This is a genomic window from Cedecea neteri, assembly GCF_000757825.1.
In the GTDB taxonomy this organism is placed as follows: domain Bacteria; phylum Pseudomonadota; class Gammaproteobacteria; order Enterobacterales; family Enterobacteriaceae; genus Cedecea; species Cedecea selenatireducens.
This window is the reverse complement of sequence record NZ_CP009451.1, coordinates 3,929,452-3,945,902: the sequence shown is the minus strand read 5'-3', so window position 1 is coordinate 3,945,902 and position 16,451 is coordinate 3,929,452. Positions and strand designations below refer to the sequence as shown.

The 16,451-nt window shown below is 57.4% G+C and carries 15 protein-coding genes; 4 read left to right on the top strand and 11 right to left on the bottom strand.

The annotated features are described in order from the left end of the window. Positions 1–19: 19 nt before the first annotated feature. Complete coding sequence (locus JT31_RS18225) at positions 20–445, bottom strand: GNAT family acetyltransferase (RefSeq protein WP_008459564.1); 426 nt, start codon at positions 443–445, stop codon at positions 20–22. Between the two features lie 216 nt (positions 446–661). On the opposite strand from JT31_RS18225, the gene amiA reads away from it, so the two are divergent. Both amiA and hemF read left to right on the top strand, forming a co-directional pair. Beyond that, positions 662–1,534 carry an N-acetylmuramoyl-L-alanine amidase AmiA gene (amiA, locus tag JT31_RS18220; RefSeq protein WP_038480400.1) on the top strand — a complete coding sequence of 291 codons (873 nt, stop codon included), beginning with the start codon at positions 662–664 and terminating at the stop codon, positions 1,532–1,534. 5 nt (positions 1,535–1,539) lie between these two features. Next, positions 1,540–2,445: an oxygen-dependent coproporphyrinogen oxidase gene (hemF, locus tag JT31_RS18215; protein ID WP_038480397.1), complete on the top strand. Its 906-nt coding sequence runs from the start codon at positions 1,540–1,542 to the stop codon at positions 2,443–2,445. 116 nt (positions 2,446–2,561) lie between these two features. On the opposite strand, the gene maeB is transcribed toward hemF, so the two are convergent. Beyond that, positions 2,562–4,841: an NADP-dependent oxaloacetate-decarboxylating malate dehydrogenase gene (gene maeB / locus JT31_RS18210; RefSeq protein ID WP_038480394.1), complete on the bottom strand. Its 2,280-nt coding sequence runs from the start codon at positions 4,839–4,841 to the stop codon at positions 2,562–2,564. A gap of 256 nt (positions 4,842–5,097) precedes the next feature. Between maeB and tal the strand changes: the two genes are divergently transcribed. Both tal and tkt read left to right on the top strand, forming a co-directional pair. Then, positions 5,098–6,048 carry a transaldolase gene (gene tal, locus JT31_RS18205; protein ID WP_038480392.1) on the top strand — a complete coding sequence of 317 codons (951 nt, stop codon included), beginning with the start codon at positions 5,098–5,100 and terminating at the stop codon, positions 6,046–6,048. An 18-nt stretch (positions 6,049–6,066) separates the two neighbouring features. After that, a complete protein-coding gene (gene tkt, locus JT31_RS18200; protein ID WP_038480390.1) occupies positions 6,067–8,067 on the top strand; it encodes a transketolase in 2,001 nt (666 codons plus the stop codon). Positions 8,068–8,129: 62 nt separating this feature from the next. On the opposite strand, the gene JT31_RS18195 is transcribed toward tkt, so the two are convergent. The 9 genes from JT31_RS18195 to napF form a co-directional block, all read right to left on the bottom strand. Continuing rightward, positions 8,130–9,173 carry a DUF1176 domain-containing protein gene (locus JT31_RS18195; RefSeq protein WP_038480387.1) on the bottom strand — a complete coding sequence of 348 codons (1,044 nt, stop codon included), beginning with the start codon at positions 9,171–9,173 and terminating at the stop codon, positions 8,130–8,132. A 144-nt stretch (positions 9,174–9,317) separates the two neighbouring features. Continuing rightward, positions 9,318–9,893: a GDP-mannose pyrophosphatase NudK gene (gene nudK, locus JT31_RS18190; protein WP_038480384.1), complete on the bottom strand. Its 576-nt coding sequence runs from the start codon at positions 9,891–9,893 to the stop codon at positions 9,318–9,320. A 508-nt stretch (positions 9,894–10,401) separates the two neighbouring features. Further along, complete coding sequence (gene napC / locus JT31_RS18185; RefSeq protein ID WP_038480382.1) at positions 10,402–11,004, bottom strand: cytochrome c-type protein NapC; 603 nt, start codon at positions 11,002–11,004, stop codon at positions 10,402–10,404. A gap of 3 nt (positions 11,005–11,007) precedes the next feature. Then, positions 11,008–11,457: a nitrate reductase cytochrome c-type subunit gene (gene napB / locus JT31_RS18180; protein WP_038480379.1), complete on the bottom strand. Its 450-nt coding sequence runs from the start codon at positions 11,455–11,457 to the stop codon at positions 11,008–11,010. Continuing rightward, a complete protein-coding gene (gene napH, locus JT31_RS18175) occupies positions 11,454–12,317 on the bottom strand; it encodes a quinol dehydrogenase ferredoxin subunit NapH (protein ID WP_038480376.1) in 864 nt (287 codons plus the stop codon). Before napH ends, napB begins: the two co-directional genes overlap by 4 nt. Beyond that, positions 12,304–12,999, bottom strand: coding sequence for a ferredoxin-type protein NapG (gene napG, locus JT31_RS18170; RefSeq protein WP_038480373.1), 696 nt, complete (start codon positions 12,997–12,999; stop codon positions 12,304–12,306). Before napG ends, napH begins: the two co-directional genes overlap by 14 nt. A gap of 6 nt (positions 13,000–13,005) precedes the next feature. Continuing rightward, a complete protein-coding gene (gene napA, locus JT31_RS18165) occupies positions 13,006–15,492 on the bottom strand; it encodes a nitrate reductase catalytic subunit NapA (RefSeq protein ID WP_038480371.1) in 2,487 nt (828 codons plus the stop codon). Beyond that, the gene (gene napD / locus JT31_RS18160) at positions 15,489–15,752 is read right to left on the bottom strand and encodes a chaperone NapD (protein WP_038480369.1); all 264 of its coding nucleotides are present in this window, start codon (positions 15,750–15,752) and stop codon (positions 15,489–15,491) included. The genes napA and napD overlap by 4 nt, the downstream gene beginning before the upstream one ends. Continuing rightward, complete coding sequence (gene napF / locus JT31_RS18155; RefSeq protein WP_038480366.1) at positions 15,742–16,233, bottom strand: ferredoxin-type protein NapF; 492 nt, start codon at positions 16,231–16,233, stop codon at positions 15,742–15,744. Before napF ends, napD begins: the two co-directional genes overlap by 11 nt. Positions 16,234–16,451: the final 218 nt, after the last annotated feature.

The window sequence follows — 16,451 nt, the reverse complement described above, 5'->3', positions numbered from 1 at the left end:
GCATAAACACATCTGAAAATTAATATTCCTGATCTTCAATCAGCCGCTTGCCGAGCAAAATGGTGTCCTGGTGCTCATAGTCGAGCTTTTCATAGAGGCCGATAACCAGATCGTTCTCTTCGCGCACCATGATGTGGATTTTCGGGCAGCCACGGGCAATCAGCTTCTTTTCCAGCCGGTTCAGCAACGCGTTAGCAATGCCCCGGCCCCGAAACTCCGGATGCACGCCCAGGTAATAAGCAGAGCCACGATGCCCGTCATAGCCGCCCATCAGCGAGCCGACGATTTCGCCGCCCACTTCCGCGACCAGAAACAGATCCGCATCGTGGTGCAGCTTACGTTCAATGTCCATTTCAGGGTCATTCCATGGGCGCAGTAAATCGCAGCGCTCCCAAAGGGTGATGACCTCTTCGAAATCTTCCTGGCGAAAAACGCGAATTTCCATGGTATTAGCCACCTTAAGCCGTAAAAGGTTGATTATGGCGTTAACCGTCCGTTAAGCCAATAACTGCCGCAAAAGCGCGAAAAAAATGGCATAATCTCCGACCAGTCACGAAATGAAACGAATGGATATACATTTCTGACTCCAGAGTGTCGTTTGCCTGGTGCCGATACGTTATAACTTCCCATCTGGACTCCATAAGATAAATAATTCATCCGCATGAGCAAAATTAAATCGCTAACGCAACTTACGACGCGCCGCCAGGTCCTGCTCACGGGTTTAGCGGCGTTAACGCTAACCGGTATGAACAAAGCGCTGGCAAAGGAAGAAGCCAAAACGCTGAAAACCACCAATTCCCACAGCAAAGTGGCTAAAAAATCCGGAGCGAAGCGCATTGTGATGCTCGACCCGGGCCACGGCGGCATCGACACCGGGGCTATCGGCCACGGCGGGTCGAAAGAAAAACACGTGGTCCTGGCCATCGCCAAGAACGTACGCAGCATTCTGCGTAGCAACGGAATAGACGCCAGGCTGACCCGCACAACGGACGAATTTATTCCGCTGTACGACCGGGTAGAAATAGCCCACAAGCACGGTGCTGACCTGTTTATGTCTATCCACGCGGATGGCTTCACCAGCCCAACCGCCGCGGGCGCATCGGTCTTTGCTCTTTCCAACCGAGGCGCAAGTAGCGCCATGGCAAAATATCTTTCCGACAAAGAGAACGCCGCGGATGACGTGGCGGGCAGCAAAGTGAAAGACAAAGATCACTACCTGCAGCAGGTTCTGTTTGATTTGGTCCAGACCGACACCATTAAAAACAGCCTCACGCTCGGCTCACACATTCTGAAGCAGATTAAGCCGGTGCATAAGCTGCACAGCCGCAGCACCGAGCAGGCCGCCTTCGTGGTGTTGAAGTCTCCGTCTATTCCTTCGGTGCTGGTGGAAACCTCGTTCATCACCAACCCCGGCGAGGAAAAGCTGCTCGGCACCACGGCCTTCCGCCAGAAAATTGCCACAGCCATTGCCTCCGGCGTGATGAGCTATTTCAACTGGTTTGATAACCATAAAGTCCACGGTAAGAAGCGTTAATTTTTATGACTCAGCCCGATATCCACGCCGTAAAACAGTTTCTGCTTTCCCTGCAGGACACCATCTGCCAACAGCTTTCCGCCCTTGATGGCTCCGCCTTCCAGGAGGATAACTGGCAGCGCGAAGGCGGCGGCGGCGGGCGAAGCCGTGTTCTGCGCGGCGGCGCGGTGTTTGAACAGGCTGGCGTAAACTTCTCCCACGTTCATGGCGATGCGATGCCTGCGTCAGCCACGGCTCACCGCCCGGAGCTGGCGGGAAGAAGTTTTCAGGCCATGGGCGTTTCTCTGGTGGTGCACCCGAACAATCCGTATGTGCCAACCAGCCACGCCAACGTGCGCTTCTTTATTGCTGAAAAGCCGGGGGCCGAGCCCGTGTGGTGGTTCGGCGGCGGCTTCGACCTGACGCCTTATTACGGCTTTGAAGAAGATGCGGTTCATTGGCACCGCACGGCACGTGACCTGTGTCAGCCGTTTGGCGAAGACGTTTTCCCGCGCTATAAAAAGTGGTGTGATGACTACTTCTTCATCAAACATCGCAACGAGCAGCGCGGCATTGGCGGGCTGTTCTTCGACGATCTGAATAAGCCAGGCTTCGACTATGGCTTCCGTTTTATTCAGGCCGTGGGGCAAGGGTATCTGGACGCTTATCTGCCGATTGTTGAACGCCGCAAAGAGACGTCGTTTGGCGAGCGCGAGCGCGACTTCCAGCTTTACCGCCGTGGGCGCTATGTAGAATTTAACCTGGTGTGGGATCGCGGCACGCTGTTTGGCCTGCAAACCGGCGGGAGAACAGAATCGATTTTAATGTCGATGCCGCCGCTGGTGCGCTGGGAGTATGACTACCAGCCGGAAGAAGGCAGCCCGGAGGCTGCCCTGTATCGTGATTTCCTGCCGGTGAAGGAGTGGGTGTAGTTTTTTTACCCTCCCCCTAACCCTCTCCCTGGAAGGGAGAGGGAATAAACAATGTTTCCCATCGTCTGTTTTCCCCCTCTCCCTCTGGGAGAGGGCCGGGGTGAGGGGGAATTCAATTACAGCGGTGCGGTTTGCGCCTCCACGACCGCCAGCGCCACCATATTCACGATACGGCGTACAGAAGCAATCGGCGTCAGCACGTGAACAGGCTTCGCCACGCCCATCAGCACCGGCCCAACGGTTACCCCTTCAGAGCTTGAAACACGCAGCAGGTTATAGCTGATGCGCGCGGCCTCAACGTTCGGCATGATCAGAATGTTGGCCGAACCTTTCAGCGGGCTGTCCGGCATGCGCTCATGACGAATACTTTCGACCAGCGCCGCGTCCCCGTGCATCTCTCCGTCAATTTCCAGTTCCGGCGCGCGCTCGCGAACCAGTTCCAGAGTTTGGCGCATTTTGCAGGCCGCTTTGCTGTTGGATGAGCCGTAGTTGGAGTGGGACAGCAGCGCAACCTTCGGCTCAATGCCGAAGCGGCGCACCGTTTCCGCCGCCAGCAGGGTAATTTCCGTCAGCTCTTCCGGCGTTGGGTCATCGTTCACGTAGGTGTCGGCGATAAAGGTGTTGCCGCTCGGCAGCAGCAGCGCGTTCATTGCCCCGGCCGCTTTCACGCCTTCGCGGTAGCCGAACAGCTTCTCGACCACGTCAAAGTGCTCGTGGTACTCGCCGATAGTCCCGCAAATCAGGGCATCCGCCTCGCCGCGATGCACCATGATCGCCCCGATCACCGTGGTGTTGCTGATCACCGCGCGCTGCGCCTGTTCCTGGGTGATCCCCCGGCGTTTCATGATGTTGTAGTACTCGTGCCAGTACTCTTTAAAGCGCGGATCGGATTCGTTGTTCACGATCTCAAAATCTTTGCCCGGCTGAATTTGCAGCCCCAGCTTTTTGATGCGCATTTCGATAACGCTTGGGCGACCAATCAGGATTGGTTTCGCCAGCCCCAGGGTGATGAGTTCCTGCGTCGCGTGCAGCACGCGAGCTTCTTCCCCTTCGCTTAACACCACGCGCTTCGGCTCTTTGCGCGCCTGGGAGAAAATAGGCTTCATAAACAGGTTTGTTTTGTAGACAAACTCTTCCAGCTTCTCGCTGTAGGCGTTGAAATCCTGAATAGGACGTGTGGCCACGCCAGAGTCCATCGCCGCCTTCGCCACAGCCGGTGCAATCTTGACGATCAGACGTGGATCAAAAGGCTTAGGAATGATGTATTCCGGGCCAAACGTCAGCTCCTGCTCGCCGTAGGCGGAGGCGACAACGTCGCTCTGCTCGGCGTGAGCCAGCTCGGCAATCGCGTGAACCGCAGCCAGCTTCATCTCTTCGTTAATCGCCGTCGCGCCAACGTCCAGCGCGCCACGGAAGATGAACGGGAAGCACAGCACGTTGTTCACCTGGTTCGGGTAGTCAGAACGGCCGGTACAGATGATCGCTTCAGGGCGCACTTCTTTTGCCAGCGGCGGCAGAATTTCAGGCTCAGGGTTAGCCAGCGCCAGAATCAGCGGCGCCTTGCCCATCTTCTTCACCATATCCTGGGTCAGCACTTTCGGGCCGGAGCAGCCGAGGAAGATATCCGCGCCCTCAATCACGTCGTCCAGCGTGCGCTTGCCGCCGTCTTCCACGGCATAGGCGGCTTTGGTTTCCGCCATGTTCTCTTCGCGGCCTTTATAGATAACGCCCTTCGAGTCGCAGACCACGATGTTGTGTTTCTGCATGCCCAGCGCAACCAGCAGGTTCATACAGGCGATAGCGGAAGCTCCCGCGCCTGATACCACCAGCCGCACGTCGGAAATGTTCTTTTCCACTACGCGCAGGCCATTAAGCACCGCCGCGGTACAAATAATCGCGGTACCGTGCTGGTCATCGTGGAATACCGGAATGTTCATCCGCTCGCGCAGCTTCTGCTCGATGTAGAAGCACTCAGGCGCTTTGATATCTTCCAGGTTGATGCCGCCAAAGGTTGGCTCCAGCGCGGCAACAATGTCGACCAGCTTGTCCGGATCCATCTCATCAATTTCGATATCGAAGACGTCGATACCGGCAAATTTTTTAAACAGAACGCCCTTGCCTTCCATCACCGGCTTGCCCGCCAGCGCGCCGATGTTGCCTAACCCCAGCACCGCGGTGCCGTTCGAGACGACACCAACGAGGTTGCCACGCGCGGTGTACTTGTAGGCGGCCAGCGGATCCTTTTCAATTTCAAGGCAAGGTGCCGCTACGCCAGGTGAGTACGCCAGCGCCAGGTCGCGCTGGGTGGCCAGCGGTTTGGTCGGAGAAACCTGGATTTTCCCCGGGATCGGAAATTCATGGAAATCGAGGGCACTTTGCTTCAGTTGTTCATCCATTGCATCGTTCCTTTTTGGCTCTTCTTTATTGTTACGTCAGCCACGTAGTATCCCGCGGGCACGTTTCGCAAACTTTGAAGGTAGCCATACTATTAAGATTAGGCGTAATTATTGTTAGCTAACTATAGAACCAATGTTAGCGGCCGCCCCGTCATCGCCGCCCATCTGCTATGCTTTTGGGTTATGCAAAGAATGAATTTTCACGGCGAGCGACACGGAACGCTCAGGTAAGACGTTGCTTTTCAAGGAGATAGTAATGAATCAGCTAGACAGTATTAAGCAGTACACCACCGTGGTTGCCGACAGCGGTGATATCGACTCTATTCGCCACTACCAGCCTGAAGACGCCACCACCAACCCTTCACTGTTGTTGAAAGCCGCAGAACTTGAGCAATATCAGCCACTTATTGACGACGCACTGGCCTATGGCAAGCAGCGCGGCGGCAGCAGGGAGCAAATTGTGGCCGAAGCCAGTGACAAACTGGCGGTCAACGTGGGTGCGGAAATTCTGAAAAGCATTCCGGGGCGCGTGTCCACCGAAGTGGATGCCCGTCTGTCCTATGACAAAGAAAAAAGTATCAGCAAGGCTCGTCGCCTGGTTGAGCTGTACGCCGAGCAGGGGATCGACAAGTCCCGCATTCTTATCAAGCTGGCTTCAACCTGGGAAGGGATCCGCGCGGCGGAAGAGCTGCAGAAAGAAGGCATCAACTGCAACCTGACTCTGCTGTTCTCGTTTGCTCAGGCACGCGCCTGCGCAGAGGCTGGCGTCTTCCTGATTTCCCCGTTCGTGGGACGCATTTACGACTGGTATCAGGCACGCAAGCCGATGGATCCTTATGTGGTAGAAGAAGATCCGGGCGTGAAATCCGTGCGCAATATCTACGACTATTTCAAGCAACATAACTATGAAACCATCGTCATGGGCGCCAGCTTCCGCCGCACCGAGCAAATCCTTGCGCTGGCGGGCTGCGACAGGCTGACCATCGCGCCAAACCTGCTGCAAAAGCTGCAGGACAGCGAAGAAGAGGTTGTGCGTAAGCTGATCCCATTCTCACAGGGCTTCCGCCGCCCGGCCCCACTGAGCGAAGCTGAATTCCGCTGGGAACACAATCAGGACGCTATGGCCGTTGAAAAACTGGCCGAAGGGATCCGCCTGTTCGCCATAGACCAACGCAAACTGGAAGACCTGCTCGCCGCCAAACTTTAACAAGACCTGGAGTGAAACATGTCATCACGTAAAGAGCTTGCCAACGCTATTCGCGCCCTCAGTATGGATGCGATCCAGAAAGCCAATTCCGGCCACCCCGGCGCGCCCATGGGCATGGCCGACATCGCCGAAGTGCTGTGGAATGACTTCCTCAGCCATAATCCGTCTAACCCGCACTGGGCCAACCGCGACCGCTTTGTCCTGTCGAACGGCCATGCGTCGATGCTGCTTTACAGCCTGCTGCACCTGAGCGGCTATGACCTGCCGTTGGAGGAGTTGAAAAACTTCCGCCAGCTTCACTCCAAAACGCCGGGCCACCCGGAAGTCGGCTATACCCCCGGCGTGGAAACCACCACCGGCCCTCTTGGCCAGGGGTTAGCTAACGCCGTGGGGATGGCCATTGCCGAGCGCACGCTGGCCGCGCAGTTTAACCAACCCGGCCATGACATCGTGGACCACTACACCTACGTATTCATGGGCGACGGCTGCCTGATGGAAGGGATTTCCCACGAAGTCTCTTCGCTGGCCGGTACGCTGGGCCTGGGCAAGCTGATTGGCTTCTACGACCACAACGGAATTTCCATCGACGGGGAAACCGACGGCTGGTTTACCGACGACACGGCCAAACGCTTCGAGGCCTATCACTGGCACGTGGTCCATGAGATAGACGGTCACGACCCGGAAGCGCTGAAAAAAGCCATCAAAGAAGCGCAGAGCGTGAAGGACAAACCTTCGCTGATAATCTGCCGCACCGTGATTGGTTTTGGCTCACCAAACAAAGCGGGCAAGGAAGAGGCTCACGGCGCGCCGCTCGGTGAAGAAGAAGTTGCCCTGGCGCGGAAGCAACTGGGCTGGAAATACCCGCCGTTTGAAATCCCTAAAGACGTTTATCATGCCTGGAATGCCAAAGAGGCGGGTGAAAAAGCCGAAGCGGCCTGGAAAGAGAAATTTGCCGCCTACGCCAAAGCTCACCCTACCCTGAGCGCCGAATTTAAGCGTCGTACCGAAGGCAAGCTGCCGGATAACTGGCAGAAAATCGCCCAGCAGTACATCGAACAGCTGCAGGCCAACCCGGACAAAATTGCTACCCGTAAGGCTTCGCAAAATGCGCTCAACGCCTTCGGCCCATCGCTGCCGGAACTGCTGGGCGGTTCCGCCGACCTGGCCCCGAGCAACCTGACCATCTGGAAAGGCTCAAAGTCGATTAAAGAAGATACCGCCGGGAATTACATCCACTACGGCGTGCGCGAGTTCGGCATGACCGCCATCGCCAACGGCATTGCCCTGCACGGTGGCTTTATCCCTTATACCGCCACCTTCCTGATGTTTGTGGAATACGCCCGTAACGCCGCACGTATGGCGGCGCTGATGAAAGCGCGGCAGATAATGGTGTATACCCATGATTCTATCGGCCTTGGGGAAGATGGCCCGACGCACCAGGCCGTTGAGCAGCTTGCCAGCCTGCGCCTGACGCCAAACTTCAGCACATGGCGCCCTTGCGACCAGGTTGAAGCCGCCGTCGCCTGGAAAACCGCGCTTGAGCGCCAGACCGGGCCTACGGCGTTAATCCTCTCTCGCCAGAACCTTGCCCAGATGGAGCGTACGCCCGAGCAGCTGAAGGCCATTAGCCGCGGGGGCTATATTCTGAAGGACAGCGACGGCAAGCCGGATATCATCCTGATTGCTACCGGCTCAGAGGTCGAGATAACCGTCGAAGCCGCTGCGGTGTTGAGCCAGGAGGGGCATAAAGTTCGCGTGGTATCTATCCCGTCCACCGACGTTTTCGACGCCCAGGACGAGGAGTATCAGGAGTCCGTTCTGCCTTATGAAGTGCGGGCTCGCGTGGCGGTAGAGGCTGGTATTGCCGATTACTGGTACAAATACGTTGGCCTTAAGGGCGGTATTGTCGGCATGACAACCTTCGGCGAGTCCGCCCCTGCCGGGAAGCTGTTCCCATTCTTTGGCTTTACGGTAGAGAACATCGTGGCCACGGCGAAAAAATCGCTGGCGAGAAAATAGTCCTGCTCTTGCAGCCCTCTTCTTTCGGGGAGAGGGCATTCTTTTAGATCAATGCATCGACCCTATTTGGTAACCCACAGCGTGGGCCAGCCGCCCGCTTTATGCCAGCCGTCACAGGCCGGCTCTTCGGCATAGCGAACGAGACGGAAACGCTGCCCGTCGTACCGCCAGCGCGTTGCCACGCCGCAATCCCCCAGCCCACGGCCTTTAGCCAAAGTCGTTAACTCTTTGCCGTGCTCGTCAAACCCCGCGTTCATTAATTCCAGGTCGGTGCTGCCGCTGTCCGGCATAAAGGGCAGGCGCAGGCGAATCGCTCTGGCCACAAAAGGCTTCTGCCGGGAAACAACCCAGGCCAGGTACACCACGTTATAGGCTCCGGCCTCGCAGCTGGTGAGCATCAGCGCTTTGTCGTCGGTCAGAGGGAAAACGCGCACTTCACGGCGCAGAGGATCGAGAGAGCACTGGCTGTTATTCATCCGCCATGTGCCGTAATCCAGCAGATCGTTAAGCTCATCATGTGAAAGCGGCCCTGGCGCGACCATTGAGGCAGTAACTTCTTTTAGCGGCGGAGCCGGAGGTACGCTCAGCGGCGGGGCGTCACCTTTCTTAACCCACGCGGTTTCACTGCCAGTGCGTTTTTGCTGGCTGTCGATAAACAGCAGCGCCGCTTTGAAACCGCTGAGAGAAATCACCCCGGCACCGTCAGCAAGCGTGACCTTATCGCCGTTACCGATGGCGTTTAGCAAACCGTTAATGGCATCCGCGCCGTTGGTCATCAGATGGTGAGGAGAGATTTTCCACTCATTTTGCTGGAGCACAATAGGCTCCCCGTCCAGCCTTAAGCGTGGTTCAACGGGCGGGACTTTAACGTCCGCACTCTCCAGATTTCCGAGGTCGATGCGCAGGTTAACGTCGTTGCGCGCCCCCGCGCCGCGAGAAAGCGTCATCACCAGCCCCTGATGCAGCCCGGTATTACGGGCGCTACAGAAATTTTGGTTATTGCAGGTCACCTGCCAGTCGGAAAACTGCTTTTGCGCCGGCGCGGCAAACGCAGCATTAGCCACCAGCAGCGCAAACATAAGCAAAGGGGATATCCGATAGAACATTGAAGGCTGGCCCTAAAAAGCGAAGCGTGAAAAACGTACGATGGTGGCACGTATCTTCGGCTCACGAGTCGGCCTGCTCAATCGGATTTGTCGGATAGATTTATAGCAATATTAAAAATCGCAATAAGCTGATTTTAAGGCGCTTTATTCCATCACATTGCGTAACTGCAGCTGCTGCAGCAGTATCACCGTCTTACCGTCACGAATTTCACCGTTTTGTACCATCGCCATCGCCTGGCTGAAGGGGATTTCCAGCACGTCGATATCTTCATCCTCCACGCCACCGCCGGCCCCTTCTCGCTGCGCCTCGCTGTACTCGGCCAGATAGAAATAGACGATTTCGGTCACGCCGCCGGGAGACATATACAGCTCAAAGACTTTCTCGACGTCTCCGACCTGAAAGCCGGTTTCCTCCATCGCCTCTTTGCGGGCGCAGACTTCCGGCTCGTCGGCATCCAGCAGTCCGGCGCAGGCTTCAATCAGCATGCCATCTTCATTGCCGTTGACCCAGGTTGCGACGCGGAATTGCCGGGTAAGCACTACGGTTTGCTTTTCACGGTTGTAAAGCAGGATGGTCGCGCCGTTGCCCCGGTCATAAACTTCGCGTTTATGACGCACGCTTTCAGCCCCGTTACGAGACAGGTCATAGGTAATATTGCGCAGGATGAAGTAGTTATCAGACAGGACTTTATCTTTGATGACTTCAATACGTAACGACATACGGTCTCCACAAGGCGGTAAGGGAGCCGATAATCATATGACGTTCTGTGAGCGTTGTCGCGTGGCGTGAGGTGTGTTTTGTCTTTCGATGTAGACGATAAAAATGTTCTCTATGCAGGCCGGAGGCTGTTCCCGACGTCCGGACCCTGGCCAGTCGGAGCGAAAACGGAGGCGATTTAAGCCGGAACCGAGCCTCGCTTCTTATTTTTACCCTCACCCTGACCCTCTCCCTGGAAGGGAGAGGGAATAAACAATGTACCCCATCGTCTGTTTTCCCCCTCTCCCTCTGGGAGAGGGCTGGGGTGAGGGGAAGATTGGTTCCCGGCTCTCATCGCCCCCGGTTATGACCCAACTCAGGCGGCGATGAGCTCGCCGGGTGCCGGGGCTGTTCGGGGGATGGCGTTATCCCCCGGACACGTTCACCGTATTGTGAACGTGCAGGGAAAATCGCTCTATGAGTGAACGGAAATATGCCTGGCTTACAGAAGTAAGAAATCCAGAACATTGATCAAAATCCCGCCTCAACCTCTCTCATATCCGGCAGCTTATGCGCTATCCCTTTGTGGCAGTCGATACAGGTTTTACCGTCTTTGATCGCTTCATCATGCATTTTGGCGGCCACGGTTTTCTGTGCCGTAAAATCCATATAGTCGAAGTTGTGGCAGTTTCGACACTCCTGCGAGTTGTTGTTCTTCATGCGCCGCCACTCGTTTTGCGCCATCGCCAGGCGGTGATCGTCGAACTTCTGCGGCGTGTCTATCAGGCCAAAAGCTTTGGCGTACAGCTCTTTGCTGGCCTGAATTTTACGGATCATTTTCGGCACCCACTCATGCGGCACATGGCAGTCCGGGCAGGTGGCGCGCACGCCGCTGCGGTTGTTGTAATGCACCGTGCCCATGTACTCTTCATACACGTTGTTGCGCATTTCGTGGCAGCCGATACAGAACTCTTCGCGGTTGGACATTTCCATTCCGGTGTTGAAACCGCCCCAGAAAATTATCCCGGCGGCAAAACCGATAAGCAGCAACGTTCCGAGCGCTAACCGGCTTGGCCTGCGCCACCACTGCCACACGCGCTTAATCACGCCGGGTTTACGAGTTGATTTATCCATAACTTATTTCCCAAACCCTTTGGATGGCGTGAAGGTATTTTCAACAATCGGCGCGGCGTCCGCCTGCGGCACATGGCACTGCAGGCAGAAATAGCGGCGCGGAGCCACGTTCGACAGAACTTTACCGTCGCTGTCTAAAAAGTGCGTTGGGCTGACGCGCGGCGCGCCCGTGGCGCGATAGCTTTCAACGCCGTGACACTGCAGGCAGCGGTTGCTGGTCGTCGTGACCTGGTAGCCGTCCACGCTGTGCGGGATCATCGGCGGCTGGTTAACGTAGTTCAGCGCCATCCGCTCCTGCTGCTTCGGCATACGCACCGCGCCTTCCGGCGTGCCAGAAACTTCCGGCGACTGGTTAAGATCTACGCCGTTTGCCGCCCAAAGCGCGCCGCTGACGACCAGAGTTAATGCCGCTCCCCATTGAAATAACGCCTTTGTCAGGCCATGGCTTTTCATGATTTAGCTCCCGAGCTCCATCGTGTTGTTATTTTGAAAACATCCTCCGGGCAGATGTCGATGCAGCGACCGCAGTTCAGGCAGTCGCGGCTCGTGACCCGCGCCGGGCTGTGCTTATCCAGTACCGGCGCGCGCAGCACCTGCGGCTCCGGGCAAACGTGAAAACAATCCATACAGCGGGTGCAGCGCTCCCGCCCATCGGTGCTAACTTCAAAAGCACCTTTGCTGCCGACTGCGCCATAGAGTGCCCCAAGCGGGCAGAGATGGCCGCACCAGCCGTGTTCAACCAGCAATAAATCGAAGAGAAACAGCGCAACCAGCAGCCAGATTCCGGTTCCAAAGCCGAATATCAGCCCTCGCCCCATCAGTGAAACAGGATTCACCCATTCCCATAGAAGCGTGCCGGTCAGCGCGCTGCCCGCCAGCACCATCACCAGCAGCAGGTAGCGCAGCCAGCGCGGCAGCGAAGCCGAAGCGTTGAAGCCCGTTTTTCGCCTCAGCCAGGCAGCCAGATCCGTTAACGGATTGAGTGGACAGACCCATCCGCAAAACATCCTTTTGCCCAGCAGCGCGTACCCGGCCACCACAATTCCCGCTCCAATTAGCGCCAAAGCTGAAGGCAAGTGGCCGCCCAACAGGCTTTGCAGCACCAGCAGAGGATCGCTCAGCGGCACCGTGTCCAGCAGCAGGCTGCCGCTGTAATTGCCATGCAAAACCCACACGCCGAAAAGCGGACCGCAGAGAAAAAAACTTAAAACCAACGCCTGCGAAAAACGGCGCATCAGCAGCCATTTTCGGCTATGCCACCAGCCCTTTTTCGCTGCGGCATCGTGCCCTGCATCCTGCTTATGGTTTGCCATCGGTCGCCTCCAGCCAGCCAAAACGGTAATGCTTGCCTAACTCCCCTTTTGCCAGCGAGCGCGGCAGTACTTTGATTGCCGCCAGGTCCAGCACGCAGGCCTGCTCACACCTGCCGCAGCCGGTGCAGGCATCGCTGTGTACCGTCGGCAAGAAGCGGGCGTGTTTGCCGGTACGTAGATTGCGCTCCATCTCAAGGGTGATGGCCCGGTCGATAGACGGACAAACGCGATAGCAGACGTCGCAGCGCAGCCCCTGATAGTTCAGGCAGTTTTCATGATCCAGCAGAACCGCCAGCCCCATTCGCGCGTCGTCGATCGAGGCGATATCCGCGTCCAGCGCGCCGCTTGGGCACACTTTGGCGCACGGCACGTCTTCGCACATTTCACAGGGCACATCCCGCGCAACAAAGTACGGCGTGCCCGCCGCAAGCCCGGAAGCAAGCGTGGCCAGCTTCAGGGTGTCGTAAGGACAAGCCTGCACGCACTGCCCGCAGCGAATGCAGGCGCGTGAAAACGCCTCTTCATCCAGCGCGCCCGGTGGACGCAGCCGCACGCCCTGCGCTCTGGAAGTTTGCTGCTGCAACCCCAGAACCACGGCGACGGCCGTCAGCCCTGCCGCCGCCCGCGCAACATCACGCAAAAAGCGGCGGCGTGCCGGTTGAGTTTTGTCGGCGCGGGACATTGCGCGTTACACCTTCGACAGCTTCACGGCGCACTTCTTGAAATCCGCCTCTTTAGAAAGCGGATCTGTAGCGTCGAGCGTCAGGTTGTTCACCAGCTGCGCGGCGTCGAAGAACGGCATGTAAACCAGGCCCCGAGGCGGTTTGTTACGGCCACGAGTTTCGACAATAGAAATCACTTCGCCACGGCGAGAGATCACTTTCACTTTGTCACCGCGGCGCAGGCCACGCTCCTGCGCATCCAGCGGATGAATAAACGTTACGGCTTCCGGGAAAGCACGATGCAGCTCCGGCACGCGGCGCGTCATGCTGCCGGTATGCCAGTGCTCAAGGACTCGCCCGGTAGAGAGCCACAGGTCGTATTCTTGATCCGGCGCTTCCGCCGCCGGCTCGAACGGCAGCGCAAAGATCACCGCTTTCCCGTCCGGCTTGCCGTAAAACTTGTAGCCTTCCCCGGCCTTAACGTAAGGATCGTGGCCTTCGCTGTAGCGCCACTGGGTTTCTTTCCCGTCCACCACCGGCCAGCGCAAACCCCGCGCTTTGTGGTAGTCATCAAACGGGGCGAGATCGTGCCCGTGCCCGCGTCCAAAGCTGGCGTATTCTTCGAACAGACCTTTTTGCAGGTAGAAGCCCAGCTCGCGAGACTCGTCGTTTAGCTGCCGATCTGTCAGTTCAGTCAGCGGGAACTTGCGAACCGCGTCGCTGGCAAACAGCACGTCGAACAGAGTCTTGCCCCGGTACTCAGGTTTCTTATCGATAAGGTCGGCAGGCCAGACATCTTCTACCTTGAAGCGTTTTGCGAAGGTCACCAGCTGCCAGAGATCGGACTTTGCCTCACCCGGCGCGCTAACCTGCTGGCGCCAGAACTGCGTGCGGCGTTCGGCGTTACCGTAGGCGCCCTCTTTTTCCACCCACATGGCGGTCGGCAGGATCAGGTCGGCCGTCAGCGCGCTGATGGTCGGGTAAGGATCGGAGACGATGATGAAGTTGCGCGGATCGCGCCAGCCCGGCATACGCTCTTCGTTAATGTTTGGCCCGGCCTGCATGTTGTTGTTACACATCACCCAGTAAACGTTGAGCTTGCCGTCCTTCAGCGCCCGGTCCTGGGCAATCGCATGCAGCCCGACTTTGGCTGGAATAGTCCCGGCCGGCAGCTGCCACGTTTTTTCGACGATTTCGCGGTGCTTTTCGTTGGTGACGACCATATCTGCCGGTAAACGGTGGGCAAATGTCCCCACCTCGCGCGCGGTGCCGCACGCGGACGGCTGCCCGGTCAGAGAGAAAGGCCCGCAGCCCGGCTGGGAGATTTTCCCGGTCAGCAGGTGCAGGTTATAAACCAGGTTGTTAGCCCACACGCCGCGCGTGTGCTGGTTAAAGCCCATCGTCCAGTAGGAAATCACTTTCTTGTTCGGGTCGGCATAAAGCTTCGCCAGCGCCTCAAGCTGATCTTTTGGCACCCCGCTCATCTCAGCGGTTTTCTCCAGCGTGTATTCCGCGACGAACGCCTTGTACTCGTCGAAGCTCATCGGCTCAGAGGCATCCGACCCCGGATTCTTCGCCGCTTTCTCCAGCGGATGGGTCGGACGCAGGCCGTAGCCAATATCCGTGACGCCCCGGCGCAGGTTAACGTGCTGTTTGAAGAACGACTCGTTAACCGCGTTGTTCTGGATAATGTAGTTGGCGATGTAGTTCAGAATGACCAGGTCGCTTTGCGGCGTAAACACCATGCCGTTGTCCGCCAGCTCAAAGCTGCGGTGCTGGAAGGTGGAGAGCACCGCCACATTGACGTTCTCGTCAGACAGACGGCGGTTAGTGATGCGCGACCAGAGGATCGGGTGCATTTCCGCCATGTTGGAGCCCCAAAGCACGAAGGCGTCCGCCTGCTCGATATCGTCATAGCAGCCCATCGGCTCGTCCATGCCGAAGGTGCGCATAAAGCCCACCACCGCCGACGCCATGCAGTGACGCGCGTTCGGGTCGATGTTGTTAGAGCGGAAGCCCGCTTTGAACAGCTTCGCGGCGGCGTAGCCTTCCCAGACCGTCCACTGGCCGGAGCCGAACATGCCGATGCCGTCCGGGCCTTTCTCTTTCAGGCTGGCCTTGAATTTTTCTTCCATCACGTCGAAGGCTTTATCCCAACTGACCGGCTGGAATTCACCTTCTTTGTGGTACTGCCCGTCTTTCATGCGCAGCAGCGGCTGGGTCAGACGATCTTTTCCGTACATAATTTTTGGCAGGAAGTAGCCTTTAATGCAGTTCAGACCGCGGTTGACCGGCGCTTCCGGGTCCCCCTGACTGGCGACTACGCGACCGTTTTGGGTGCCCACCAGCACGCCACAGCCCGTACCGCAGAAGCGGCAGGGGGCTTTGTCCCATTTGATGGCATCCTGCTTGCCCACCACCGCATGAGCTACGCCCGGTACGCTTAGGCCCGCCGCCGCGGCAGCTGCGGCAACGGCATTCGCTTTCATAAAGCTACGACGACTGAGTTTCATGGTGCTTCCTCACCTTGTTCATTCTGCTGGTGGTAAACCAGCGACACCGCCAGCACGCCAGAGATATTGCGTGCCCGCTCAATTTGTTCGAGCAGCGTGCTGCTCTCGGCTGCCTCGATAACTACCGCAAGCTTGCCGCTGTCGGTATCGTCGACCGCAACCTCGCTGCCCGGCAGGGCATTAATCGCGCTGCGAACGGCAGCAACGTGTTCAGGTTTGGCCTGAACCACCAGGCCGCATACGTGCCAGTCAGTGTGCATCTTGTGGCCTCAGGGTTATGGCTGACGTCGGGCACCCGGCAACGCAGGCGCCGCAGCCGTGACAGGCAGACGAAGAAATCTGTGGACGGGAAACGCCCTCAAGAGTGGGTAAAAAACGAATCGCCCGCGGCTCGCAGGCATCTTCACAGCTGCGGCATTCCACCTGATGCAAGGCAAGGCAGGTTTCGGCCAGCTGTAAGGTCAGTGCCCAGGGTTTGGAGGATTGCGGCGCAAAAAGCTGCTCAGGGCAGGCTTCAGCACACGCGTAGCAGAAAGTGCATTCGCCCGGGCTGAAGTCGATTTCAGGGTAGCCGCCCTGCCCACGGCGAAGCACCCGACTTTGACAGACGGTAATGCAGGTATCGCAGCGCGTGCAGTCCAGCAGAAAATGCGTTTCATCGCCGCTCCAGGGAGGACGAATTACAGGGGTAAGGCTGTGCCAGCCACCGGTCAGCAGGCCGCGACGGGTCAGTTTAGCCATTGGGCAGATCCTTGCTCAAAATACCCGGTCGGGTCACCTCCGGGTAAAAACGTTCTTCTTTTTATCCGCGTATTTACTGCGGTTTTTTACCGTGTTTAAGGTATGTGACGGAGGGTTACAAAAGCATCCCCCTAAAGGGGTAAATGCCGTTGTCGGATCAAAGAGGCGGCGAGTCAGGCGCAATAAGTCGCACCCCGTTAGATGTAAGAAGGGCGTTA

Excerpts from the sequence above, each read along its gene's own strand:
- tal (WP_038480392.1), top strand. The coding sequence starts at position 5,098 with ATGAATCAGCTAGACAGTATTAAGCAGTACACCACCGTGGTTGCCGAC.
- napC (WP_038480382.1), bottom strand. The coding sequence starts at position 11,004 with ATGGATAAATCAACTCGTAAACCCGGCGTGATTAAGCGCGTGTGGCAG.
- JT31_RS18195 (WP_038480387.1), bottom strand. The coding sequence starts at position 9,173 with ATGTTCTATCGGATATCCCCTTTGCTTATGTTTGCGCTGCTGGTGGCT.
- napA (WP_038480371.1), bottom strand. The coding sequence starts at position 15,492 with ATGAAACTCAGTCGTCGTAGCTTTATGAAAGCGAATGCCGTTGCCGCA.
- napG (WP_038480373.1), bottom strand. The coding sequence starts at position 12,999 with ATGTCCCGCGCCGACAAAACTCAACCGGCACGCCGCCGCTTTTTGCGT.
- tkt (WP_038480390.1), top strand. The coding sequence starts at position 6,067 with ATGTCATCACGTAAAGAGCTTGCCAACGCTATTCGCGCCCTCAGTATG.
- maeB (WP_038480394.1), bottom strand. The coding sequence starts at position 4,841 with ATGGATGAACAACTGAAGCAAAGTGCCCTCGATTTCCATGAATTTCCG.
- nudK (WP_038480384.1), bottom strand. The coding sequence starts at position 9,893 with ATGTCGTTACGTATTGAAGTCATCAAAGATAAAGTCCTGTCTGATAAC.
- JT31_RS18225 (WP_008459564.1), bottom strand. The coding sequence starts at position 445 with ATGGAAATTCGCGTTTTTCGCCAGGAAGATTTCGAAGAGGTCATCACC.
- hemF (WP_038480397.1), top strand. The coding sequence starts at position 1,540 with ATGACTCAGCCCGATATCCACGCCGTAAAACAGTTTCTGCTTTCCCTG.
- napD (WP_038480369.1), bottom strand. The coding sequence starts at position 15,752 with ATGCACACTGACTGGCACGTATGCGGCCTGGTGGTTCAGGCCAAACCT.
- napH (WP_038480376.1), bottom strand. The coding sequence starts at position 12,317 with ATGGCAAACCATAAGCAGGATGCAGGGCACGATGCCGCAGCGAAAAAG.
- napB (WP_038480379.1), bottom strand. The coding sequence starts at position 11,457 with ATGAAAAGCCATGGCCTGACAAAGGCGTTATTTCAATGGGGAGCGGCA.
- amiA (WP_038480400.1), top strand. The coding sequence starts at position 662 with ATGAGCAAAATTAAATCGCTAACGCAACTTACGACGCGCCGCCAGGTC.
- napF (WP_038480366.1), bottom strand. The coding sequence starts at position 16,233 with ATGGCTAAACTGACCCGTCGCGGCCTGCTGACCGGTGGCTGGCACAGC.